The organism is Streptomyces sp. NPDC056835, assembly GCF_042789485.1.
In the GTDB taxonomy this organism is placed as follows: Bacteria; Actinomycetota; Actinomycetes; order Streptomycetales; family Streptomycetaceae; genus Streptomyces.
Genome location: NZ_JBHUBB010000033.1, coordinates 80,285 through 96,803 on the forward strand (window position 1 = coordinate 80,285; position 16,519 = coordinate 96,803).

Below are 16,519 nucleotides of genomic sequence, written 5' to 3' on the forward strand. Positions count from 1 at the left end.
CTGGACGGGAGTTTCTGCCCCTCGTCCAGATTGCGAGACATGTATTTCAGTGACCGACATCGAGACGCAGAAGATCTTCCTCCGTCTCACGCCGGACGATCACCCGTGCCTCACCGTCCCCGACGGCGACGACGGGCGGCCGGAGCGCGTGGTTGTAGTTGCTCGCCATCGAACGGCAGTACGCGCCGGTGGCGGGGACGGCGATCAGATCACCGGGCGCCAGATCGGCGGGCAGGAACGCGTCACGTACGACGATGTCGCCGCTCTCGCAGTGCTTGCCGACGACCCGCGTCAGCATCGGCTCGGCGTCGGAGCGGCGGGAGACGAGCGCCACGCTGTACTCGGCGTCGTACAGGGCCGTACGGATGTTGTCGGACATGCCACCGTCCACACTGACATACGTACGCAGCCCTTCGAGCGGCTTGATCGTGCCGACCTCGTACAGCGTGAAGGCCGTGGGACCCACGATCGCGCGCCCCGGCTCGACGGAGATCCGCGGGGTGCGCAGCCCGGCGGACTCACACTCACGGGTGACGATGTCGAACAGGGCCTTCGCGATGTCGTACGGCTCGCGCGGATCGTCCTCGGAGGTGTACGCGATCCCGAGGCCGCCGCCGAGGTCGATCTCGGGCAGTTCCACACCGTGCTCGTCGCGTACCTCGGCGAGCAGCTGGACGACGCGGCGGGCGGAGACCTCGAAGCCGGCCATGTCGAAGATCTGCGAGCCGATGTGGGAGTGGATGCCGATCAGTTCGAGTCCGTCGAGCTTGAGGGCCCGCCTGACGGCCTCCGCGGCCTGCCCGCCGGCGAGGGCGACCCCGAACTTCTGGTCCTCGTGCGCGGTGGCGATGAACTCGTGCGTATGCGCCTCGACGCCGACCGTGACCCGGATCTGGACCGGCTGGCGCCTGCCGAGGCGCTGTGCGATATGCGCGACCTGGACGATCTCCTGGAAGGAGTCGAGGACGATACGGCCGACGCCGGCGGAGACGGCCCGTTCGATCTCCTGGGCGGACTTGTTGTTGCCGTGGAAGGCGATCCGCCCGGCGGGCATGCCGGCCGCCAGCGCGGTGGCGAGTTCACCGCCGGAGCAGACGTCGAGGTTGAGGCCCTCTTCGTTCAGCCAGCGGACGACGGTCCGGGAGAGGAACGCCTTGCCCGCGTAGAACACGTCGGCGTCCTTGCCGAAGGCGTCGGCCCAGGCGCGGCAGCGGGCGCGGAAGTCCGCCTCGTCGAGGAAGTACGCGGGCGTGCCGAACTCCTCGGCGAGCCGGGTCACTTCGATCCCGGCGACGGTCGCCACCCCGTCCTCGTTCCGGCGGACCGTACGCGACCAGACCTTCTCGTCAAGGGCGTTGAGGTCGGCGGCGGGCGCGGTGTAGTGGCCCTCGGGGAGGACATCCGCGTGACGGGGTCCTGCGGGGTGTGCGGAACGGCTCATGTTCTTGGCTCTCTTGGCTCTCTTCAGAGGTATGCGGGGGCATCGATGCCGAGCAAGGACAGGCCGCCGGCCAGCACGGTCCCGGCGGCGTCGGCGAGCGCGAGCCGGGAGCGGTGGGCGGCCGAGGGTTTCTCGTCACCGAGCGGCAGCGGGCGGCAGGTCTCCTGGAAGCGCAGGAACGCGTCCGCGGTGTGTTCGAGATGGCGGGCGAGCCGGTCGGGCGCGCGCAGCCGGGCGGCGGCTTCGAGGACGGCGGGGTGGTCACCGAGGGCGGTGAGGAGAAGCGCGGTGGCGTTGTCGTGGCCGGGGGCCTCGGGGGCACCGTCGGGGGCCTGGTCGGGGGCCTGGTCGGGGGCCTGGTCGGGGGTGGGGGCGGGGGTGATGCCCAGTTGTGCCGCGTTGCGCGCGAGAGCGCGCGTACGGGCGTACGCGTACCGCACCCGGAACAGGGGGTTGCTCTCGCGCTGTACGAGCAGGTCGGCGCCGGTGTGCGGGCGGTCGTGGGCGGCGGGCCGCAGCAGCCCCCAGCGGGCCGCGTCGGGGCCGAGCCGGGCGAAGAGGTCATCGCCGGCGGGGGCGGGAAGCGGGCGCGCCCTCTCCGCGGCTCCGGGCACGATCTCCGCCCGCGCGCCCTGGGTACGGAGCAGTGCCACGACCGTGTGGGTCCAGAGGGCGGCCCGGGGCTCGTCGGAGGGGGCGAGGGTCACGCTCGTACCGGCGAGTGCGTCGCCGTGTCCGTAGCGCGCTCCGGCGCACAGGACCGTACGGACCAGTTCGGCGCGGCTGTCGCGGGCCAGGGTGAAGTTCAGGAAGCCGGGGCCGGTGATCTCGATGCGGTCGATACCGGGAGCCGCGCCGGGACCTGCGCCGGAGCCCGTCGCGGGAGCCGTACCGGAGCCCGTCGCGGGAGCCGCTTCGGCCGCGGAGCGGAGGATGCTCGCACGCACGATCTCGGCGACCTCGCGGGGCGGGCGTCCGGCCGGGCCCGCCAGCCGAAGGGCGATATTGCTGGCGTAGTCCCCCCGGCCGCCCGGGCGGGGCCGCTCGACCGCGACCCGTTCGGGCACGGGCCCGGGGAGGGCGTCGTCCTCGACCGCGCGGCACACGGCGCGCCGTACGGTTCGGGAGAGCTCGGCGGGGGTCACGGGACAAGCGTATGGGAGGAGGGGGGCCTCTTCGCGAACCGGTTTCGCGATGCGGTCAGCCGCGGGCGCTTCCGGCCCGCCCGGCGCCGTGTCTGCCGTCCAGGGAGGGCGGGCCCTCCCGGTGCGTCAGCCGCCGTACGAGCCGGATCAGCTCGGCCGGCTCGAAGGGTTTGGCGAGGAAGGCGTCCACCCCGGCGGCTGTGCCGGACTCCACCTCGTACTGCGTACAGGCGCTGATGATCGCGACCGGCAGGTCGCTGGTACGGGGGTCGGCGCGCAGCCGCTGGGCGGTGCGGACTCCGTCGAGGCGCGGCATCACCACATCGAGGGTGATGACATCGGGCATGACGTCGTGGACCACTTCCAGGCACTCGGCACCATCGGCCGCGGTCACGACCTCGAACCCCTCAAGTTCGAGATTGACCCTGATCAGCTGCCTGATGACCCTGTTGTCGTCGACAACAAGCACCCGGCCGGACTCGCCCGACACCACTTGAGAGTAGGTCCGAACCCGGCGCCGCGTCCGGGTTTTGCCCACTTCCACCTCGCGCGGGCGACGCGGGCACAGCGCCCGAGCGGGCACCCGCGTCTTGGCCACGTCTTGACCTCGCCATGAACAGCGACGGACCTCACACGGACCGTGGCGCACCGCCATAGGCTCTGGGTATGGAGCAGAGCGAAGTCGTTCTCAGGGCCATCGGCATTCTCACGCAGTCCGCTGAGTGGATCCGGACCGCCAACCGGGACACGGGCCGCGACATGGACCGGGACATGGACCGGGATACGGACGGGAACACCGGCGCGGAGGGCGGCGAGCGGGGTTCGGGCGAAGGGCAGATCGGATCGCTGCTCGCCGAGGTCTTCCCGTCGTTCACGGTCTCCCCGGAGTCCACGCCGCTCGAAGCGGCGCACGCGGTGACCGCCGCCGCGCTGCCGCCGATGATGCAGCTGATCGGGGCGTTCACGTACGTCTTCGCGCAGCTGGCCGAGGTCCATGACAGCGGCCGTACGGACATCACCTCGGAGGATCTGCTGCGGGAGCTGGCGCTGCGGATGTCCCGTCCCAACGACGCGGTGTAGCGGCGGACGTGAGATCCATCGGGCGGCGGCCATCCGGACTCTTCCTCGGTCTCGGTGGTCTCGGTGGTCTCGGTGATCTCAGTGCTGGAGCGCTCCGACGACGTCGTGGCCGATACGTTCGACCGCCGAGAGATCCAGACGGTAGTGCACGAACCGACCGCCGCGCTCCGCCCTGACCAGGCCGACATCGGGGCATGGCGGAACGCCGACGATTGGAGGGAGGATGAGGCATGCCGGAAAACGAGCCCGTGAGCGTGGCGTTGATCGACGACCATCCCGTGGTGCTCGCCGGAATCGAATCCTGGTACGCCGCGTCGGAACGGCCGATCACCGTCACGGCCAAGGGCCCCGGCCTCGCCGTCGCCATGAGCGGCCCCGGCAGGGCGGCGGATGTGGTGGTGCTCGACCTTCAGCTCTCCCACGGGGTGCCCGCGTACCCCGAGCTGAAGCAACTGGTCGCCCAGGAGCGCCAGGTGATCATCTACACCATGCAGGAAAGCCAGGAGACGGCCCTGAGCTGTCTGGATCTGGGCGCGTTCACGTATCTGACGAAGGCCGAGGGCGAGCGGCATCTCATGGCGGCCACCCTGGCCGCCGCCGACTGCCGGCCCTACACGCCGCCCGCTCTCGCCGGTGCTTTCGGCAGCGACGCCAGCAAGGGCCGCCCCGCGCTGACCCCGCGTGAGGTGGAGGTGCTGCTGGAGTGGTTCCAGTCGGAGTCGAAGGCCATGGTCGGGGAAAGCCTCAACATCTCCGTACGTACGGTGAACACCTATCTGGAACGGGTACGGATCAAGTACGCCAACGCGGGGCGGCCCGCGACGACCAAGGCGAATCTGGTCGCGAGGGCCATTCAGGACGGGCTGACCTCGCTGGACGAGCTCTGAGCGCTCCCGGCGTTCGGAGGGGCCTGCTTGGCCGACTTGACCGGCTTGGCCGGCTTACGGACGTCATCAGCGGGAGACGGCGCGAGCAGCGTGTACGACGCCTCGACGAGAAGCCGGCCCTCGCTGTGCACCGTACGTACGCGGATACCGCGCTCGGTCGGTTCCGGGATGTCCGTGTCGGGCGCGTCCGTCACCACGCTGACCCGTACCTGCCCGCCGCCGCGGACGACGGTGGCCCGCGCACTGTGCTCGGCGGTCGCGAGCGCGGCGAGTACGGGCTCGGTCAGGGCGCGGCGCAGACGCCGGGGCACCGGAGCGGACACGCCCCGTACGGCGAGCTGCACATCGACCCCATGGCGTTCCGCCACCCCGATACCGGCCCGTAGTTCGTGGAGCAGCGGGTCCGACGCGTGGTCCCGTTCGGCGAAGAGGCGTCGCAGCCGGGCGGCCTCGAAGGCGCATCGGCGGCGTACCCGCTCGTCCCCGGGGTCGAGCGTTCCGTCGGCCAGTCCGGTCAGCAACGGCAGTACCGAGCCGCCGAGTTCGCGGTAGCGCGACCGCTGGTCGGCGTGGACCTGGGCGGAGACCGCCGCCTCGGTACGTACCCGCTCCTGTTCCCGCGCCGTGGCACCGGCGGCCGTCGCGCACTCCCGCAGCAGCCTGGCCATCACCGCGGCGGCGATCTGGAACGCGCAGATGGCCAGGGCGCTGACGGCCATACCGGCCGCGGCCTGCCGGGACGGGATCCCGGCGAGGACCAACTGCCCGAGCGTCATGACGACATGGAGCCCGAGGAAGAGCAGCGTCGCGTTCAGACCGGCGTCGAACAGCAGCAGGACACCGAACCAGCCGATCTCCAGAAACGTCCAGTGCGGCGTGGCGAGGAAGCGGTCGCCCGGCAGTTGGCTGGTGGCGACGAGGGCCGCCGCGAGCGAGCACACCAGCCCCGTCGCGACCCAGGGGCGCGGTCTGCGCCGACGGGCCACGCCGAGGAGCGCGTCGACCACGATGATGAGCGTCAGCAGGCCGAACGCGGTGAGCTGCACCCAGGCGTGCCGGTAATCGTCGAGGTTGGCCAGCAGGGCGGGGAGCGCCAGCCCGAAGTGGACCGCGGAGAGAATGACGAGCCCTGCCAGCCGCAGCGCGCCGAGCATGCCGGCGGCGATACGGTCCGTCAGCGGATCGGACGCCGGTCGTTCACAGTCGAGGGGATCGGGCGACCATGAGTCGAGCGGTGGTGAACCGGGTGCCGACGGACCAGGCGCCGGCGGACCGGGTGTGGACGGACCGGGTGTGGACGGACCGGGTGCCAGTGGATCGGGTGCCGACGGATCGGGTGCCGGCGGGCCTGGAGGCTGACGATCGTCAGACATGGGGCCACTCCAGGCGTACGGCGGTGCCGTGGCCCGGCCGGGATTCGACCGTCGCCCGGCCCCCGACGGCGGCCATGCGCTCGACGACCGAGCGGGCCAGCCCCTGACAGTGCGGCGGCACCCGCGTCACATCGAATCCCGCGCCGTCGTCGCTGATGACGACCAAGACGGTGTCACCCTCCCGGCTCGCGGTCACCGTCGCGGAGTTGACCCCCGCATGGCGCGAGACGTTACGCAGTGCCTCGCCGAGGCTGCCGCGCAGCGCCGCGACGGCGGGCCGCCACATCAGGCCGAGGGAGCCGTCGAACTCGGCGCGTACGACGAGCCGGTGGTCGCCGGTCTCCGCGAACAGTTCCTGTGCCACATCCGTCTCCCCGGACGTCGCCCGCTCCGACGCGAGGCGCCGCAGGTCCTTGGCCGCCTGGGTGCGCAGTATGTCCGGCCGGAGGGACTGGCCGTGGGCCGAGACCATCAGCATGGTGGCACACGCGGTGTCGTGCAGGGTCGCCAGATGCTCGCGCTCCGCCGACCGCTGTGCCTGTGCCACTTCGTGCCGGCGCCGGGCGGCGGCGGCCTTCGTACCCACCGCGTCGGCGGCTCTGCTCGCGCGCAGTACCAGGCGGTAGAGCCCCTGGGCGAGCAGGCTCTGCACCAGCAGCCAGCTGACATTGGGAACCGCGTAGTCCCAGCCGTCGGGGCGGTCGAGCATGACACCGGCCAGATCCACGACGGACAGCAGCAGCGCTGTCGCCAGCGCGAGCCCCGCCGGGTACATCATCTGGTACCCGACCGCCACGACGCTGACCACCACCAGCAGCCACGTGCTGCCGTACTGGGGCTGGCTGTCCGGAATCGTCAGATCCTGGGTGAGGCAGAGGGCGGTCAGGACCACCACGTCGGCGGCGAGCAGCAGCCCGGGGCGTGCCCTCGCCATCCCCAGCCGGTAGTACAGAACACTCCAGCCGAGCACGACGCAGGAAATGGCCGAGGCGACGGCCATACGGTCAGCGGGCATCGCCGGTACGGCCAGCACCGCGCAGGAGCAGACCACCACCGCTCGGATACGGTGCGCGTAGTGGTACGCGAACCGTACGAACTCCCGCTCGGCAGGCCCCGTGTGCCGGGCGGGGCCCGTTCTCTCGCCGCGTTCGGGCGGGGCCTGAGAGTCGTCCGCCTCATGTGCCACTCGGTGCCCCACCTGTCGCTGTCCCTCATCGGGTTGTCGGTCGATTGACCGTCACACGTCGAGAGTGTCCCGCGATAGCGTTTCTTTGGTCACGGTGCCGAAGCTTCCGAACGGGGCGGAAGCGGTGCCACCGACCGCGCGCACACCTGCCTCACGGGGGGGGTGGGCAGGGGTGCGCGCGGGAGGCGTTCAAGGTCCTCGACGTACAAGGTCCTCGGCGCACAAGATCTCGGCCAAGGCCGCGGCGTCGGCCCTCCCCCGCGCCCGCGGCCGTGCGATGAGGTGGGCGACCGCCGCCGGCCGATTGGAGTCCGGGGATCTTGGCGGCGTAGGTTGACGGCATGGTGGGGGGACCGAAGACCGCAGCGGAGTTGGCGTCCGCGGGTGAGCGGGCAGAGGGGCGGCACGCCGCTCGTCGGCGTGGGGCGAACAAGGGCGGACTGGCGCGTTCGTCGTTACTGATGGCGCTCGGCACGGTGGTGTCGCGCGCGACCGGGCTGATCCGTCAGGTGCTGCAGGCAGCGGCTTTGGGCACGGGGCTGCTGGCCAGTACGTACAACACGGCGAACACCGTGCCGACGAGTCTGTACACCCTCCTGATCGGCGGAGCGCTCAACGCCGTGCTCGTACCTCAGCTCGTACGGGCACGGTCGACGCAACCCGACGGAGGACGGGCCTACGAGCAGCGGCTGGTGACGCTCGTGCTGTGCGTCCTGGGGGCGGGAACAGCACTGGCGGTGTGGGCCGCACCGCAGATCGTGGGCCTGTACATGCGCGACACCCCGGAAAGCCACGAGGCGTTCGAGCTGACCGTGGTGTTCGCCCGGTTCCTGCTGCCGCAGATCTTCTTCTACGGCCTGTTCGGCATCCTCGGTCAAGTACTGAACGCGCGGGAGAAGTTCGGCGCGATGATGTGGACGCCGGTGCTGAACAACGTGGTGCTGATCGGCATGTTCGGCGTGTACCTGGGGCTGATGACGATCCCGGACCGGGTGGAGGACATCACCGCCACGCAGGTCCGGCTGCTGGGGCTCGGCACGACGGCCGGCATCGTCGTACAGGCCCTGGCGCTGATTCCCTTCGTACGCGCCGCGGGCTTCCGGTTCCGGCCGCGCTTCGACTGGCGGGGCACTGGCCTGGGCAAGAGCGTCCACGCCGCGAAGTGGACCCTCCTGTTCGTCCTGGTCAACCAGGTCGCGCTGACCGTCGTGACCAACTTCGCCAACGCCGCCGACCAAGAGCTGCCGCACGCCGGCGCGGGCTATTCGGCCTATATGTACGCGCAGACCATCTGGATACTGCCGCAGTCGATCATCACCGTCTCTCTGGTGACCGCGATGCTGCCCCGCATGAGCAAGGCCGCTGCCGAAGGGCGTATCCCGGACCTGCGGGCGGACCTCTCGCAGGCGCTGCGCGTCACCGGCGTCGTCATCGTGCCCGCCGGGTTCCTCTTCCTCGCGCTGGGCCCGCAGATCTCCAACCTGCTGTTCGCCCACGGAGCGGCGGACACCGCGTCCGCCCAGCCGCTCGGGCACATGTTGCAGGCGTTCGGACTCGGACTGATTCCCTTCTCCGCTCAGTACCTGCTTCTGCGTGGCTTCTACGCCTTCGAAGACACCAGGACCCCGTTCCTCATGGCGGCCTGGATCGCCGCCGTGAACATCGCGCTCGCCACCGCCTGCCACGTGCTGCTGCCCGCGCGCTGGACGGTGACCGGCATGGCCGCCGCGTACACCTTGTCCTATCTGGCCGGACTCGTCCTGACCGCTGGGATGCTGCGCAGGAAGCTCGGCGGTCGGCTCGACGACGGGGACCTGCGCCGCACCTATGTGAAGCTGCTGTTCGCCGCCGGGCTCGCCGCGGGGTTGGGCTGGGCCGCTGCCCGGGCCTGTGCTGCCACGCTCGGCACCGGCACCTGGCCCACCGCGATCACTCTTGCCGCTGGAACGGTCGCCATGACGCTGGGATACCTGCTCTTCGCCCGGCTGATGAGGGTCAGCGAGCTGCGGAGCCTTCCCGGCCTGAGGTGAGAGCCCGCGCCGCCGAGCACGACCGCTCGGCGAAAGAGCTCCACGGCGGCCCCCCTCCCCCCTCGGCGGCTGTGGTGAGGTCAGACCTTGATAACGGTGATGCGTCGGCGAGGAGCGCGGCGGCGTGCTGGGCGATCGACTCGGTGACCGGTTCCACGACCAGGCGGGAGAGCGTCCACTCCAGGGCCGGACGATTGATCCGGTGTGGTCAGGGCCGCGGGGCGCGGGAAGAAGTGACACAACGTAGGCCGTTGCGGTGTTGGCCTGCACAACAAAGGCCCTGACCGGCGTTTCCGCTGGTCAGGGCCTTGATTTCCGGTGCCCCCGGCGAGGCACCCACAACAAGGGAACCGGTGAAACCGGTGGTTGGGGGTGGACAGCTGGTGATTGAGACGGTCGTCCGGATGAGGTAAAGGAGCCGGGTGCCGCCGCTTGGCCGTAGGTAAGAATACTGGGCGGCAGCCGAAAGACTTGGAAAGCGGGGTCGTCTTGGTCATTGACTGGTTGTTAGTGATCATGGTGGCCGTCTCGCTCTGAATCCGGTGCCCGCCCGGCGCCGCTCCTCCGCAGGGGTATCGACAGCACGACTAGGAGGAGGGGCCGGGTTCCAGCCACGCCTTTGGTGAATCAGGCGATGGGGTACAGAGCACGCAGCATCTTGAGGGCTCCTTGGATGGGGGAAAGATCGCGGTCCTGGGTGGGATTGGGGTCGAAGTGCATGAGCTCGTTGCGGAACTTGGCGCCCTCGGTGCGTGAATCACGGACGGTCTGCTGGTCGGCGTTGCAATTCAGCGCATTCCAATGGTCCTCGGGAGCCAGGACATACGGGTATTCACCGAGGGTGAGGTTGCTGAGCGCGGTGACGGCCGCTGCGGCGGCCTCTCCGCCCAGCACGGGGCGTGACGGGTTCAGGGATGGCACGACGGTGAACGGCACTCCCCCGATAGGTGCTAGTCCGGTGAGCCGGTAGTAGAGCTTCATCGAATTCAGGGGGCCGAGGAAGGGCGAGCGGGGAATGCCGTTGCGCATCCGGTCGTACAGCTTGGGGCGTATGCGCGCCACGATCTTGCGGAGCTGATCGTCCTTGGACTCCGTCGAGTTCTCGTTTCGCCGCCTTTGATCCCGCTGCCGCTGTCGCTGCTCCTGGCGGGTTCTCTGCTGCTGCCGGAGCAGATCCCGGCGGCGGGCGTAGGCGTTGCGCGTGCGTGCCTCGTTCCGATCCCCGCTTCCACTGCCCCCTCCGCCGGAGTCCCCACTACCGCCGGCGGCCTGGGGTGCGACGGAGCGTTCGAGGGTGTCGGGATTGAGCTGCGGCACGATGATGCGCTGGGGCGTGCCGCGCTCGGGTCAACGATGACGATCCCGGACCGAATGGGCCTGGGTATATCCGCTTAGCGGGTCACAGCCGGGCCTCCAGCCGGTTTGTCAAGGACGTGTAGTTGTATTGCGGAAACACGGCGGGGAACGTCTCAAGCATGTTCGTCAGGTTTTCCACGTGCGCGCGGAATCCGCCGTCGCGCAGAGAAGCGTCCACGAACAGCATCTGCCAGCCAAACGCCCCTTTGGTGAGGCGCAGGGTGTCCAGGTACTGGCAATAGTTGAGTTCCATCCTGAGGAAACCCTGGGTGTTGATCTGCTCGTCGAACAGATACCGGTCCTGGTACCAGATCTCCAGCGTTTCTTTGTGTGGCTCCAGTCGGATGAACGCGGCTTCACCCGTGGCCCGGCGCGGAGCTGAGTCGATCATCCGGAGGTCGGCGAGCAGTGCTCGCTCGCTCTCCGTGGCCAGGTCGTTGTGCCGTGGCGGGTCTCCGGTGATGGCCAGGTAAAGGTGGGGAAGGCTGAACTCGCCGGTGAAGTTCCGATCCTGTGACGCGAGGGACCACTCGCATGAGAGATGTACGAACCGTAGCGCGCGCTCTTTGAGCTCATCGCTGAGCATCACATCCGCCCACTCCGGGCTCTCATCCGACAGAGGATCGAAGGTCGCCAGTGGGAATGTGATGTCTTCCTGCTTATATGTCGCATTGAACAGAGGGCTTCGAGCGAGTTCCCTGATCGATTCGGTCTGCGAGGTCTCGCTCTGTGTCAGAGGATTCGTCATGGTTCACCTTCGGCGCGGAGCATGGGTGAGGACAGGGATGGGCGTGCAGTTCTAGAACTGTAGACGTCCTTCGCCGCTCAATTCGATGAGACGGCGCTGCATCTTGATCAGTTTGAATCGTGGTTAGTACTTCTGGCGACGGAGCGTTCCAGGGTGTCGGGATTGAACTGCAGCATGATGATGCGCTGGGGCGTGCCGCGCTCGGGATCGGCGATGACGATCCCGGACCGGATGGGTTTGGGAATATCTGCATATCGAGTCACCCAAGCCCTCTTTGGTGGTAAATTTCAAGCATCAGCTCCCGCCGTTTCCTTCAAATCCTCATCTGTTTCAGCGTGGACAATTTCCTGAATAAATGGAATGAATTTCCGCATTGCGTAGAACGAAGCACCCCACAGGCCCGCCTTTCTTAGATCTGACTCCTGGGACTTGAGAGCATCGATGATGCAATCGCAGAATTCGTCGTCTGCGGTTGGCGGGGCTCCGACTCCAATTCGAATTAGACTGAGAGATTTCTCTTCGATGGAGGAGGCGGCTCGGTAGGCGTGGAGGAGATCCTCGTAGCCGTATGTGCCGAGTTCGCCGAGTGTCTCGGCCACACCTGAGACGCTCTCCGATTCGTCACCGAATACCTGGACGTATTCAGATTTACTCAACTTGTCCGAGGTGAAAACAATCTTGAGTCCGTTATCGATTTCCCAGGTGGTGGTTACCCGGTCTCCAGTCGAAGCGGAAGTCCGGACATCCTCGATCTTCTTGAATCCCATTCGGGTTACTAGTAGCGAGAAAGTGGTACTGCCGCCCTCTTTTAAAATCATCCTGCTACTTCTGAGCATTCTTGGTTCCTTCTCTTGTTTCCTCGTAGCTCTAAAGATCGGTCTCGTTAAACCATCCCCACCTCACTAGTAGGGCTTGGTCAGGTTCACTCGTGGGTGGCGTGTCCGTTTGATCGGGTGTGTCGTTGAGCGGGCGTGCTGGGTGGGGAGTTGGCCGCGGTCCGGTGTGATCTGGAGGACTTCGCGGCGGAGGTGTTCGAGCCGTTCGCGCGGGCGGATCAGCGCCGGTGGGGTGAGGTGTATCTGCGGGGCCTGTTGCTGGACGGGCGGCGCAAGTCGGTGGAGCCGATGGCCGCACGGCTGGGTGAGGACGGCAACCGGCAGGCCCTGGCACACTTCGTCACCTCCAGCCCGTGGGACGCGGCGCATGTGCGGGCCCGCCTCGCGTGGCGGATGCAGCAGGTGATCAAACCGACCGCGCTGATCGTCGATGACACCGGGTTCCTCAAGGACGGGGACTCGTCGGCGTGCGTGGCCCGGCAGTACACCGGCACCGCGGGCAAGGTCACCAACTGCCGGGCCGGGGTCTCGCCGCACCTGGCTTCGGACGGCGCCTCGGCGGCCGTCGACTGGCGCCTGTTCCTGCCGGAGAGCTGGGATCCCGCCTCCCCTAAGGCCGATCCGGCCAAGGTCGCCCGCCGCACGCCATGCGGCATCCCGGCCGAGGTGGGCCATGTCGAGAAGTGGCAGCTGGCTCTGGACATGATCGACGAGACGCGCTCGTGCTGACCACCCTCGTGCGCACCGCGAGGCTGCGCTGGCGCATCGAGCACGACTACCGCGAGATGAAGCAGGCCCTGGGCCTGGCCCACTTCGAGGGCCGCACCTGGCGAGGCTGGCACCACCACGTCACCCTCGTCTCCGTCGCGCACGCCTTCTGCACCCTCCAGCGCATCACCCGGTCCCCAAAAGAGACGGCGCCGGCCTGAGCCTCTACCAGGTCACCCGCGAACTGCAGTTACTCCTCGCGGTCTGGACCGGCGCCTGCCCCACCTGTCACCGCACCACGCCAGAACCGATACCGATATGACCAAGCACTACTAGGAGTTCGTCAACTTTAGCGGAAACTTCTTTTGCTGTGAAATCTCGGGCCTTTCCAGTGGGAACCATGAGTTCTTCGAGAGATTGCTCGATGGAACGTGTCAGCTTGTCCAGGAGCCCACGGGGAGTCTCCAGTGCGACTCTCAACTCTTCGGGACTCAGGTCTTTCAGGTCGTCCCGGTTCCAGGGGTTCTTGGCGCCTTCGGCCGAACTGGCGTCCCTGGAATAGGGCGTCGGCGCCCAGCAGCAGGAGCCAGTCCTCGCACGCCAGGCAGGCGTACACAGGGAGCGTGAGGGCCTAGGGTCTGTTTCTCGGAGTTCCTGACAGTGTCGCGTGCGTTGGTCCAGGCTCTGTTGTGTGGCTGGACGAGGAGCTTTGACGAACGCGGAATGGGAGCGGCTTGAGCCGCTTCTTCCTCGTGGCGGGACTCGTGGAGGTCGCTGGAGTGATCACCGCAAGGTGATCGACGGTGTCCTGTTCCGGGTCCGGACGGGGGTTCAGTGGCGTGACCTGCCGGAACGGTTCGGGCCGTGGGAGACGGTGTACAAGCGGCATCGGCGCTGGTCGCCCGATGGGACCTGGGAGCGCCTGTTGGTGCGGGTTCAGGCGGAGCAGGACGTTGTCGGCGGGATCGACTGGGACGTGTCGGTGGACTCCACCACCGCGCGTGCCCATCAGCAGGCGGCCGGGGCGCCGAAGGCCGCGCCGCCGGAGTTTCCTGCGTCAAAGGGGGCCCACGGCGGGACGAAACGGGGCGATCCGGTGTGGCGGAGTCTGTCCGCCCGGCTGGCGGAGGTGGTCAGGCAGGCGAGTGCTCAGGCCGCTCTCGTGGCGGCTTCAGCACCAAGATCCACCTGTCGGCCGAGGGCCGCTGCCGCCCGCTGTCGATGCTGCTGACGCCTGGCCAGTACGGCGACAGTCCGCAGTTCGAAGCGGTACTGGAGAAGATACGCGTGCCTCGCGTCGGGCCGGGCCGGCCCCGCACCCGGCCCGACAGTCTCAGCGCCGACAAGGCTTACAGCTCCCGGAAGAACCGCCGCTACCTGCGGCGGCGCAGGATCCGGCACACCATCCCCGAACCCCGGGACCAGCGGGCCAACCGCCGCAGGCGCGGCCCGGCCGGCGGGCGGCCGGCCGGATTCGACAGACAGCGGTACGAGAAGCGCAACGTCGTTGAGCGGGCGATCAACCACCTCAAGAACCACCGGGCCGTGGCCACCCGTTACGACAAACGCGCCTACGTCTACCTCGGGACCGTCACCGTCGCGTCCCTCGTCATCTGGCTCCGCACATGATCCGAGAAACAGAACCTGGTGGCCGGGGCCGCCCGAGTTGGTCGTGAGTTCGCCGACGGTCACGACGGCGAGGACGGCGCGGCGGCACATGAAACAGAGGCCCATCATTGGGGATGGAGGGGCCGTCGTCGGCCCACAGCCGGAGTCTCACGGTCGGCCCCCGGAGACGATGGCGAACGCGAGCACGGCGAGCGCGGCGACGTACAGCAGCTGTTGGGTGCGCTGGCTCATCGTGGTTCCCCCTGTAGGGCGTGGGGGTGGTGGCCGGGGCAGGCGCCGCCGGTGTCGAACCAGCACTGGGCGCACGTGTACCAGGCCCGGTCGGCCCCCGACGCGAACTCCATCCGGCCGAGCCGGATTCCGCCCTGGAACAAGGTGCCGCAATACCGGCACGGCCGCACCGGCCCCAGCTCTCCGGCTGTTTTGAGCGGGCCGGCGATGCGTTCGATGGCGGTGCGCAGGACGTGGGCGGAGGTGAGCGGCGCCGTGCTGGGCGTGCGGTGCCAGCGCATGCTGGGGGCGTGCCCGTCGGGCCCGGCCAGCGTGATGTGGTTCCCGGTGGGCTGGACGCGCACGTCCGGGGAGCCGGTATCGGGCCAGTCTGCTGCTGTGCCCGGCGGGGCACCTGCAACATGGGAACCGGTGAAACCGGTGGACAGCTGGTGATCGAGACGGTCGTCCGGATGAGGTGAAGGAGCCGGGTGCCGCCGCTTGGCAGTAGGCACGGTCGCTGGGAGGCCGCCGGCTACGTCCTCGCCGCCAACGGCACCCGCAAACGCGTCCGCGTCTACGGCACCACCCGCAAAGAGGCCGCCGATAAACTCGCCGAGAAGATCGCCGACAGCAACCGCGGCCTCGCTGTTGCCACCGCCGACAGCCCGCTCGGCGACTACCCGACCTACTGGCTGGGCAGCGTCGCCATCCACCGGCTCCGCGAGAACACCTACATCCGCTACGCCGCCGTCACCCGGCTATACCTCATCCCCGGCCTCGGACGGAAGAAGCTCGCCAAGCTCACTGCCAAGGACGTCCGCACCTGGCTCAACCAGCTCCGCACCACCTGCCAATGTTGCGCGCACGGCCTCGACACCTCCCGCGATGAGCCCCTCTGCTGCGCTGCCGGAAAGTGCTGCGCAAGGCGGCTCTCAGCGCTGACCCTGGCCTACGTGCACTCCGTCCTCAAGTCCGCCCTGGAGCACGCCGTACGCGAGGAGGAGATCCCACGCAACGTCGCCCGCAACGTCCGCACCGGCACACCCCGCCCCCGCCGCTTCGAACCCCTCACCGCCGACGAAGCCCGCACGTTCTTGGCCGCGACAAGCGGTCACCGGTTGCAGCCGCTGTTCGAGCTCGCCCTGCATACCGGGCTCCGCAAGGGCGAACTCCTCGGCCTGCGCTGGGAAGACCTCGACCTGACTAGCGGAACCACCAGTATCAGACGCACCCTCCAGCGCACCGATTCCGGCGGCCTGATCCCTCTCCCGACCAAGACCAAGAGCTCCGAACGACGCATCGCCCTGCCCACGCCATGCCTGCACTCCCTCGAACAGCACCGCGACCGGCAACTCCAGGAACGCGAGGCAGCGAGGACGGGCTGGAAGGACAGCGGCTACGTCTTCACCCGTCCCGACGGCGCCCCGATCGAAGGATCCACCCTCACCCGGCACTTCAACACCCTGCTCCACCGGGCAAAGCTCCGCCGCATCCGCTTCCACGACCTCCGACACTCGGCGGCCACCCTCCTCCTGGAGCAGGGAGTGGAACTCGTCGTGATCAAAGAGCTGCTGGGACACGCCCACATCGGCGTCACCGCCACCGTCTACGCCCACGTGCGGCTCCGCCTCCAGCGCGACGCCATCGACCTCCTCGGCCACGCCCTCCGCACTCCCGCCGACACCGGAATCCGGCCCCACGGCGGCGACGAACCACCCCTCGCCGGAGCCGCCGTCCGCTGACGTTGCCGTCAACTACTGCCGTCACCGCACCCAGAAGCCCCGCCAGGACTCAGGCGAATTCGAGGGGTCGTTGCAACACCGTGGTCGGTTGATCAGGCCGCGAGCAGTTTAGACAGGCGCTCGGCTGGGGTTTCCCAGCCGAGCG

15 protein-coding genes and 2 pseudogenes are annotated in these 16,519 nt (G+C 68.5%); 6 read left to right on the top strand and 11 right to left on the bottom strand.

What is annotated here, in order from left to right; genetic code table 11:
* Positions 1–46 precede the first annotated feature (46 nt).
* From lysA to ACFRMN_RS30735, 3 genes are read right to left on the bottom strand one after another with little or no spacing between them, the layout of a single operon-like run.
* Positions 47–1,441 (bottom strand): diaminopimelate decarboxylase, encoded by a 1,395-nt coding sequence (lysA, locus tag ACFRMN_RS30725; RefSeq protein WP_383025560.1) that lies wholly within the window; start codon positions 1,439–1,441, stop codon positions 47–49.
* A 23-nt stretch (positions 1,442–1,464) separates the two neighbouring features.
* Positions 1,465–2,586, bottom strand: coding sequence for an ArgS-related anticodon-binding protein NrtL (nrtL, locus tag ACFRMN_RS30730; protein ID WP_383025563.1), 1,122 nt, complete (start codon positions 2,584–2,586; stop codon positions 1,465–1,467).
* Between the two features lie 55 nt (positions 2,587–2,641).
* Positions 2,642–3,124: a response regulator gene (locus ACFRMN_RS30735; protein WP_383025606.1), complete on the bottom strand. Its 483-nt coding sequence runs from the start codon at positions 3,122–3,124 to the stop codon at positions 2,642–2,644.
* Between the two features lie 128 nt (positions 3,125–3,252).
* Here ACFRMN_RS30735 and ACFRMN_RS30740 point away from each other — a divergent pair, with 128 nt between their 5' ends.
* Both ACFRMN_RS30740 and ACFRMN_RS30745 read left to right on the top strand, forming a co-directional pair.
* The gene (locus ACFRMN_RS30740; RefSeq protein ID WP_383025566.1) at positions 3,253–3,666 is read left to right on the top strand and encodes a hypothetical protein; all 414 of its coding nucleotides are present in this window, start codon (positions 3,253–3,255) and stop codon (positions 3,664–3,666) included.
* Positions 3,667–3,896: 230 nt separating this feature from the next.
* Positions 3,897–4,553: a response regulator gene (locus tag ACFRMN_RS30745; protein WP_383025568.1), complete on the top strand. Its 657-nt coding sequence runs from the start codon at positions 3,897–3,899 to the stop codon at positions 4,551–4,553.
* On the opposite strand, the gene ACFRMN_RS30750 is transcribed toward ACFRMN_RS30745, so the two are convergent.
* Together ACFRMN_RS30750 and ACFRMN_RS30755 are read right to left on the bottom strand one after the other, a co-directional pair.
* On the bottom strand, positions 4,520–5,707 hold the full coding sequence (locus ACFRMN_RS30750; RefSeq protein WP_383025571.1) for a hypothetical protein: 1,188 nt from the start codon (positions 5,705–5,707) through the stop codon (positions 4,520–4,522). The genes ACFRMN_RS30745 and ACFRMN_RS30750 overlap by 34 nt on opposite strands.
* Positions 5,708–5,918: 211 nt before the next feature.
* Entirely contained in the window at positions 5,919–7,112 is a 1,194-nt protein-coding gene (locus tag ACFRMN_RS30755) for a sensor histidine kinase (RefSeq protein WP_383025574.1), read from the bottom strand.
* 341 nt (positions 7,113–7,453) lie between these two features.
* On the opposite strand from ACFRMN_RS30755, the gene murJ reads away from it, so the two are divergent.
* Positions 7,454–9,142 carry a murein biosynthesis integral membrane protein MurJ gene (gene murJ, locus ACFRMN_RS30760; protein ID WP_383025576.1) on the top strand — a complete coding sequence of 563 codons (1,689 nt, stop codon included), beginning with the start codon at positions 7,454–7,456 and terminating at the stop codon, positions 9,140–9,142.
* Between the two features lie 100 nt (positions 9,143–9,242).
* Here murJ and ACFRMN_RS30765 read toward each other — a convergent pair.
* From ACFRMN_RS30765 to ACFRMN_RS30785, 5 genes and pseudogenes are all read right to left on the bottom strand, one after another.
* A pseudogene (locus ACFRMN_RS30765) lies at positions 9,243–9,344 on the bottom strand (DNA-binding protein); the annotation flags it as partial.
* A gap of 425 nt (positions 9,345–9,769) precedes the next feature.
* Entirely contained in the window at positions 9,770–10,459 is a 690-nt protein-coding gene (locus ACFRMN_RS30770; RefSeq protein WP_383025579.1) for a hypothetical protein, read from the bottom strand.
* A gap of 82 nt (positions 10,460–10,541) precedes the next feature.
* Positions 10,542–11,246 carry a hypothetical protein gene (locus ACFRMN_RS30775; protein WP_383025581.1) on the bottom strand — a complete coding sequence of 235 codons (705 nt, stop codon included), beginning with the start codon at positions 11,244–11,246 and terminating at the stop codon, positions 10,542–10,544.
* A 107-nt stretch (positions 11,247–11,353) separates the two neighbouring features.
* Positions 11,354–11,509: a hypothetical protein gene (locus tag ACFRMN_RS30780; protein ID WP_383025584.1), complete on the bottom strand. Its 156-nt coding sequence runs from the start codon at positions 11,507–11,509 to the stop codon at positions 11,354–11,356.
* A gap of 24 nt (positions 11,510–11,533) precedes the next feature.
* Positions 11,534–12,082: a hypothetical protein gene (locus ACFRMN_RS30785; RefSeq protein ID WP_383025587.1), complete on the bottom strand. Its 549-nt coding sequence runs from the start codon at positions 12,080–12,082 to the stop codon at positions 11,534–11,536.
* Between the two features lie 135 nt (positions 12,083–12,217).
* Between ACFRMN_RS30785 and ACFRMN_RS30790 the strand changes: the two are divergent.
* Positions 12,218–13,011 (top strand): annotated as a pseudogene (locus ACFRMN_RS30790) (IS701 family transposase).
* Positions 13,012–13,481: 470 nt separating this feature from the next.
* Positions 13,482–14,419, top strand: a protein-coding gene (locus tag ACFRMN_RS30795) for an IS5 family transposase (RefSeq protein ID WP_383025590.1) whose coding sequence is annotated in 2 segments (ribosomal slippage) — positions 13,482–13,832 and positions 13,835–14,419 — 936 coding nt in all. Because the reading frame shifts where the segments join, the coding sequence is not laid out codon by codon here.
* A 227-nt stretch (positions 14,420–14,646) separates the two neighbouring features.
* Here the strand turns inward: ACFRMN_RS30795 and ACFRMN_RS30800 are convergent.
* Positions 14,647–14,994, bottom strand: a complete 348-nt coding sequence (locus ACFRMN_RS30800) for a hypothetical protein (RefSeq protein WP_383025593.1) — start codon at positions 14,992–14,994, stop codon at positions 14,647–14,649.
* Between the two features lie 126 nt (positions 14,995–15,120).
* Here ACFRMN_RS30800 and ACFRMN_RS30805 point away from each other — a divergent pair, with 126 nt between their 5' ends.
* Positions 15,121–16,374 carry a tyrosine-type recombinase/integrase gene (locus ACFRMN_RS30805; RefSeq protein ID WP_383025596.1) on the top strand — a complete coding sequence of 418 codons (1,254 nt, stop codon included), beginning with the start codon at positions 15,121–15,123 and terminating at the stop codon, positions 16,372–16,374.
* Positions 16,375–16,519 lie beyond the last annotated feature (145 nt).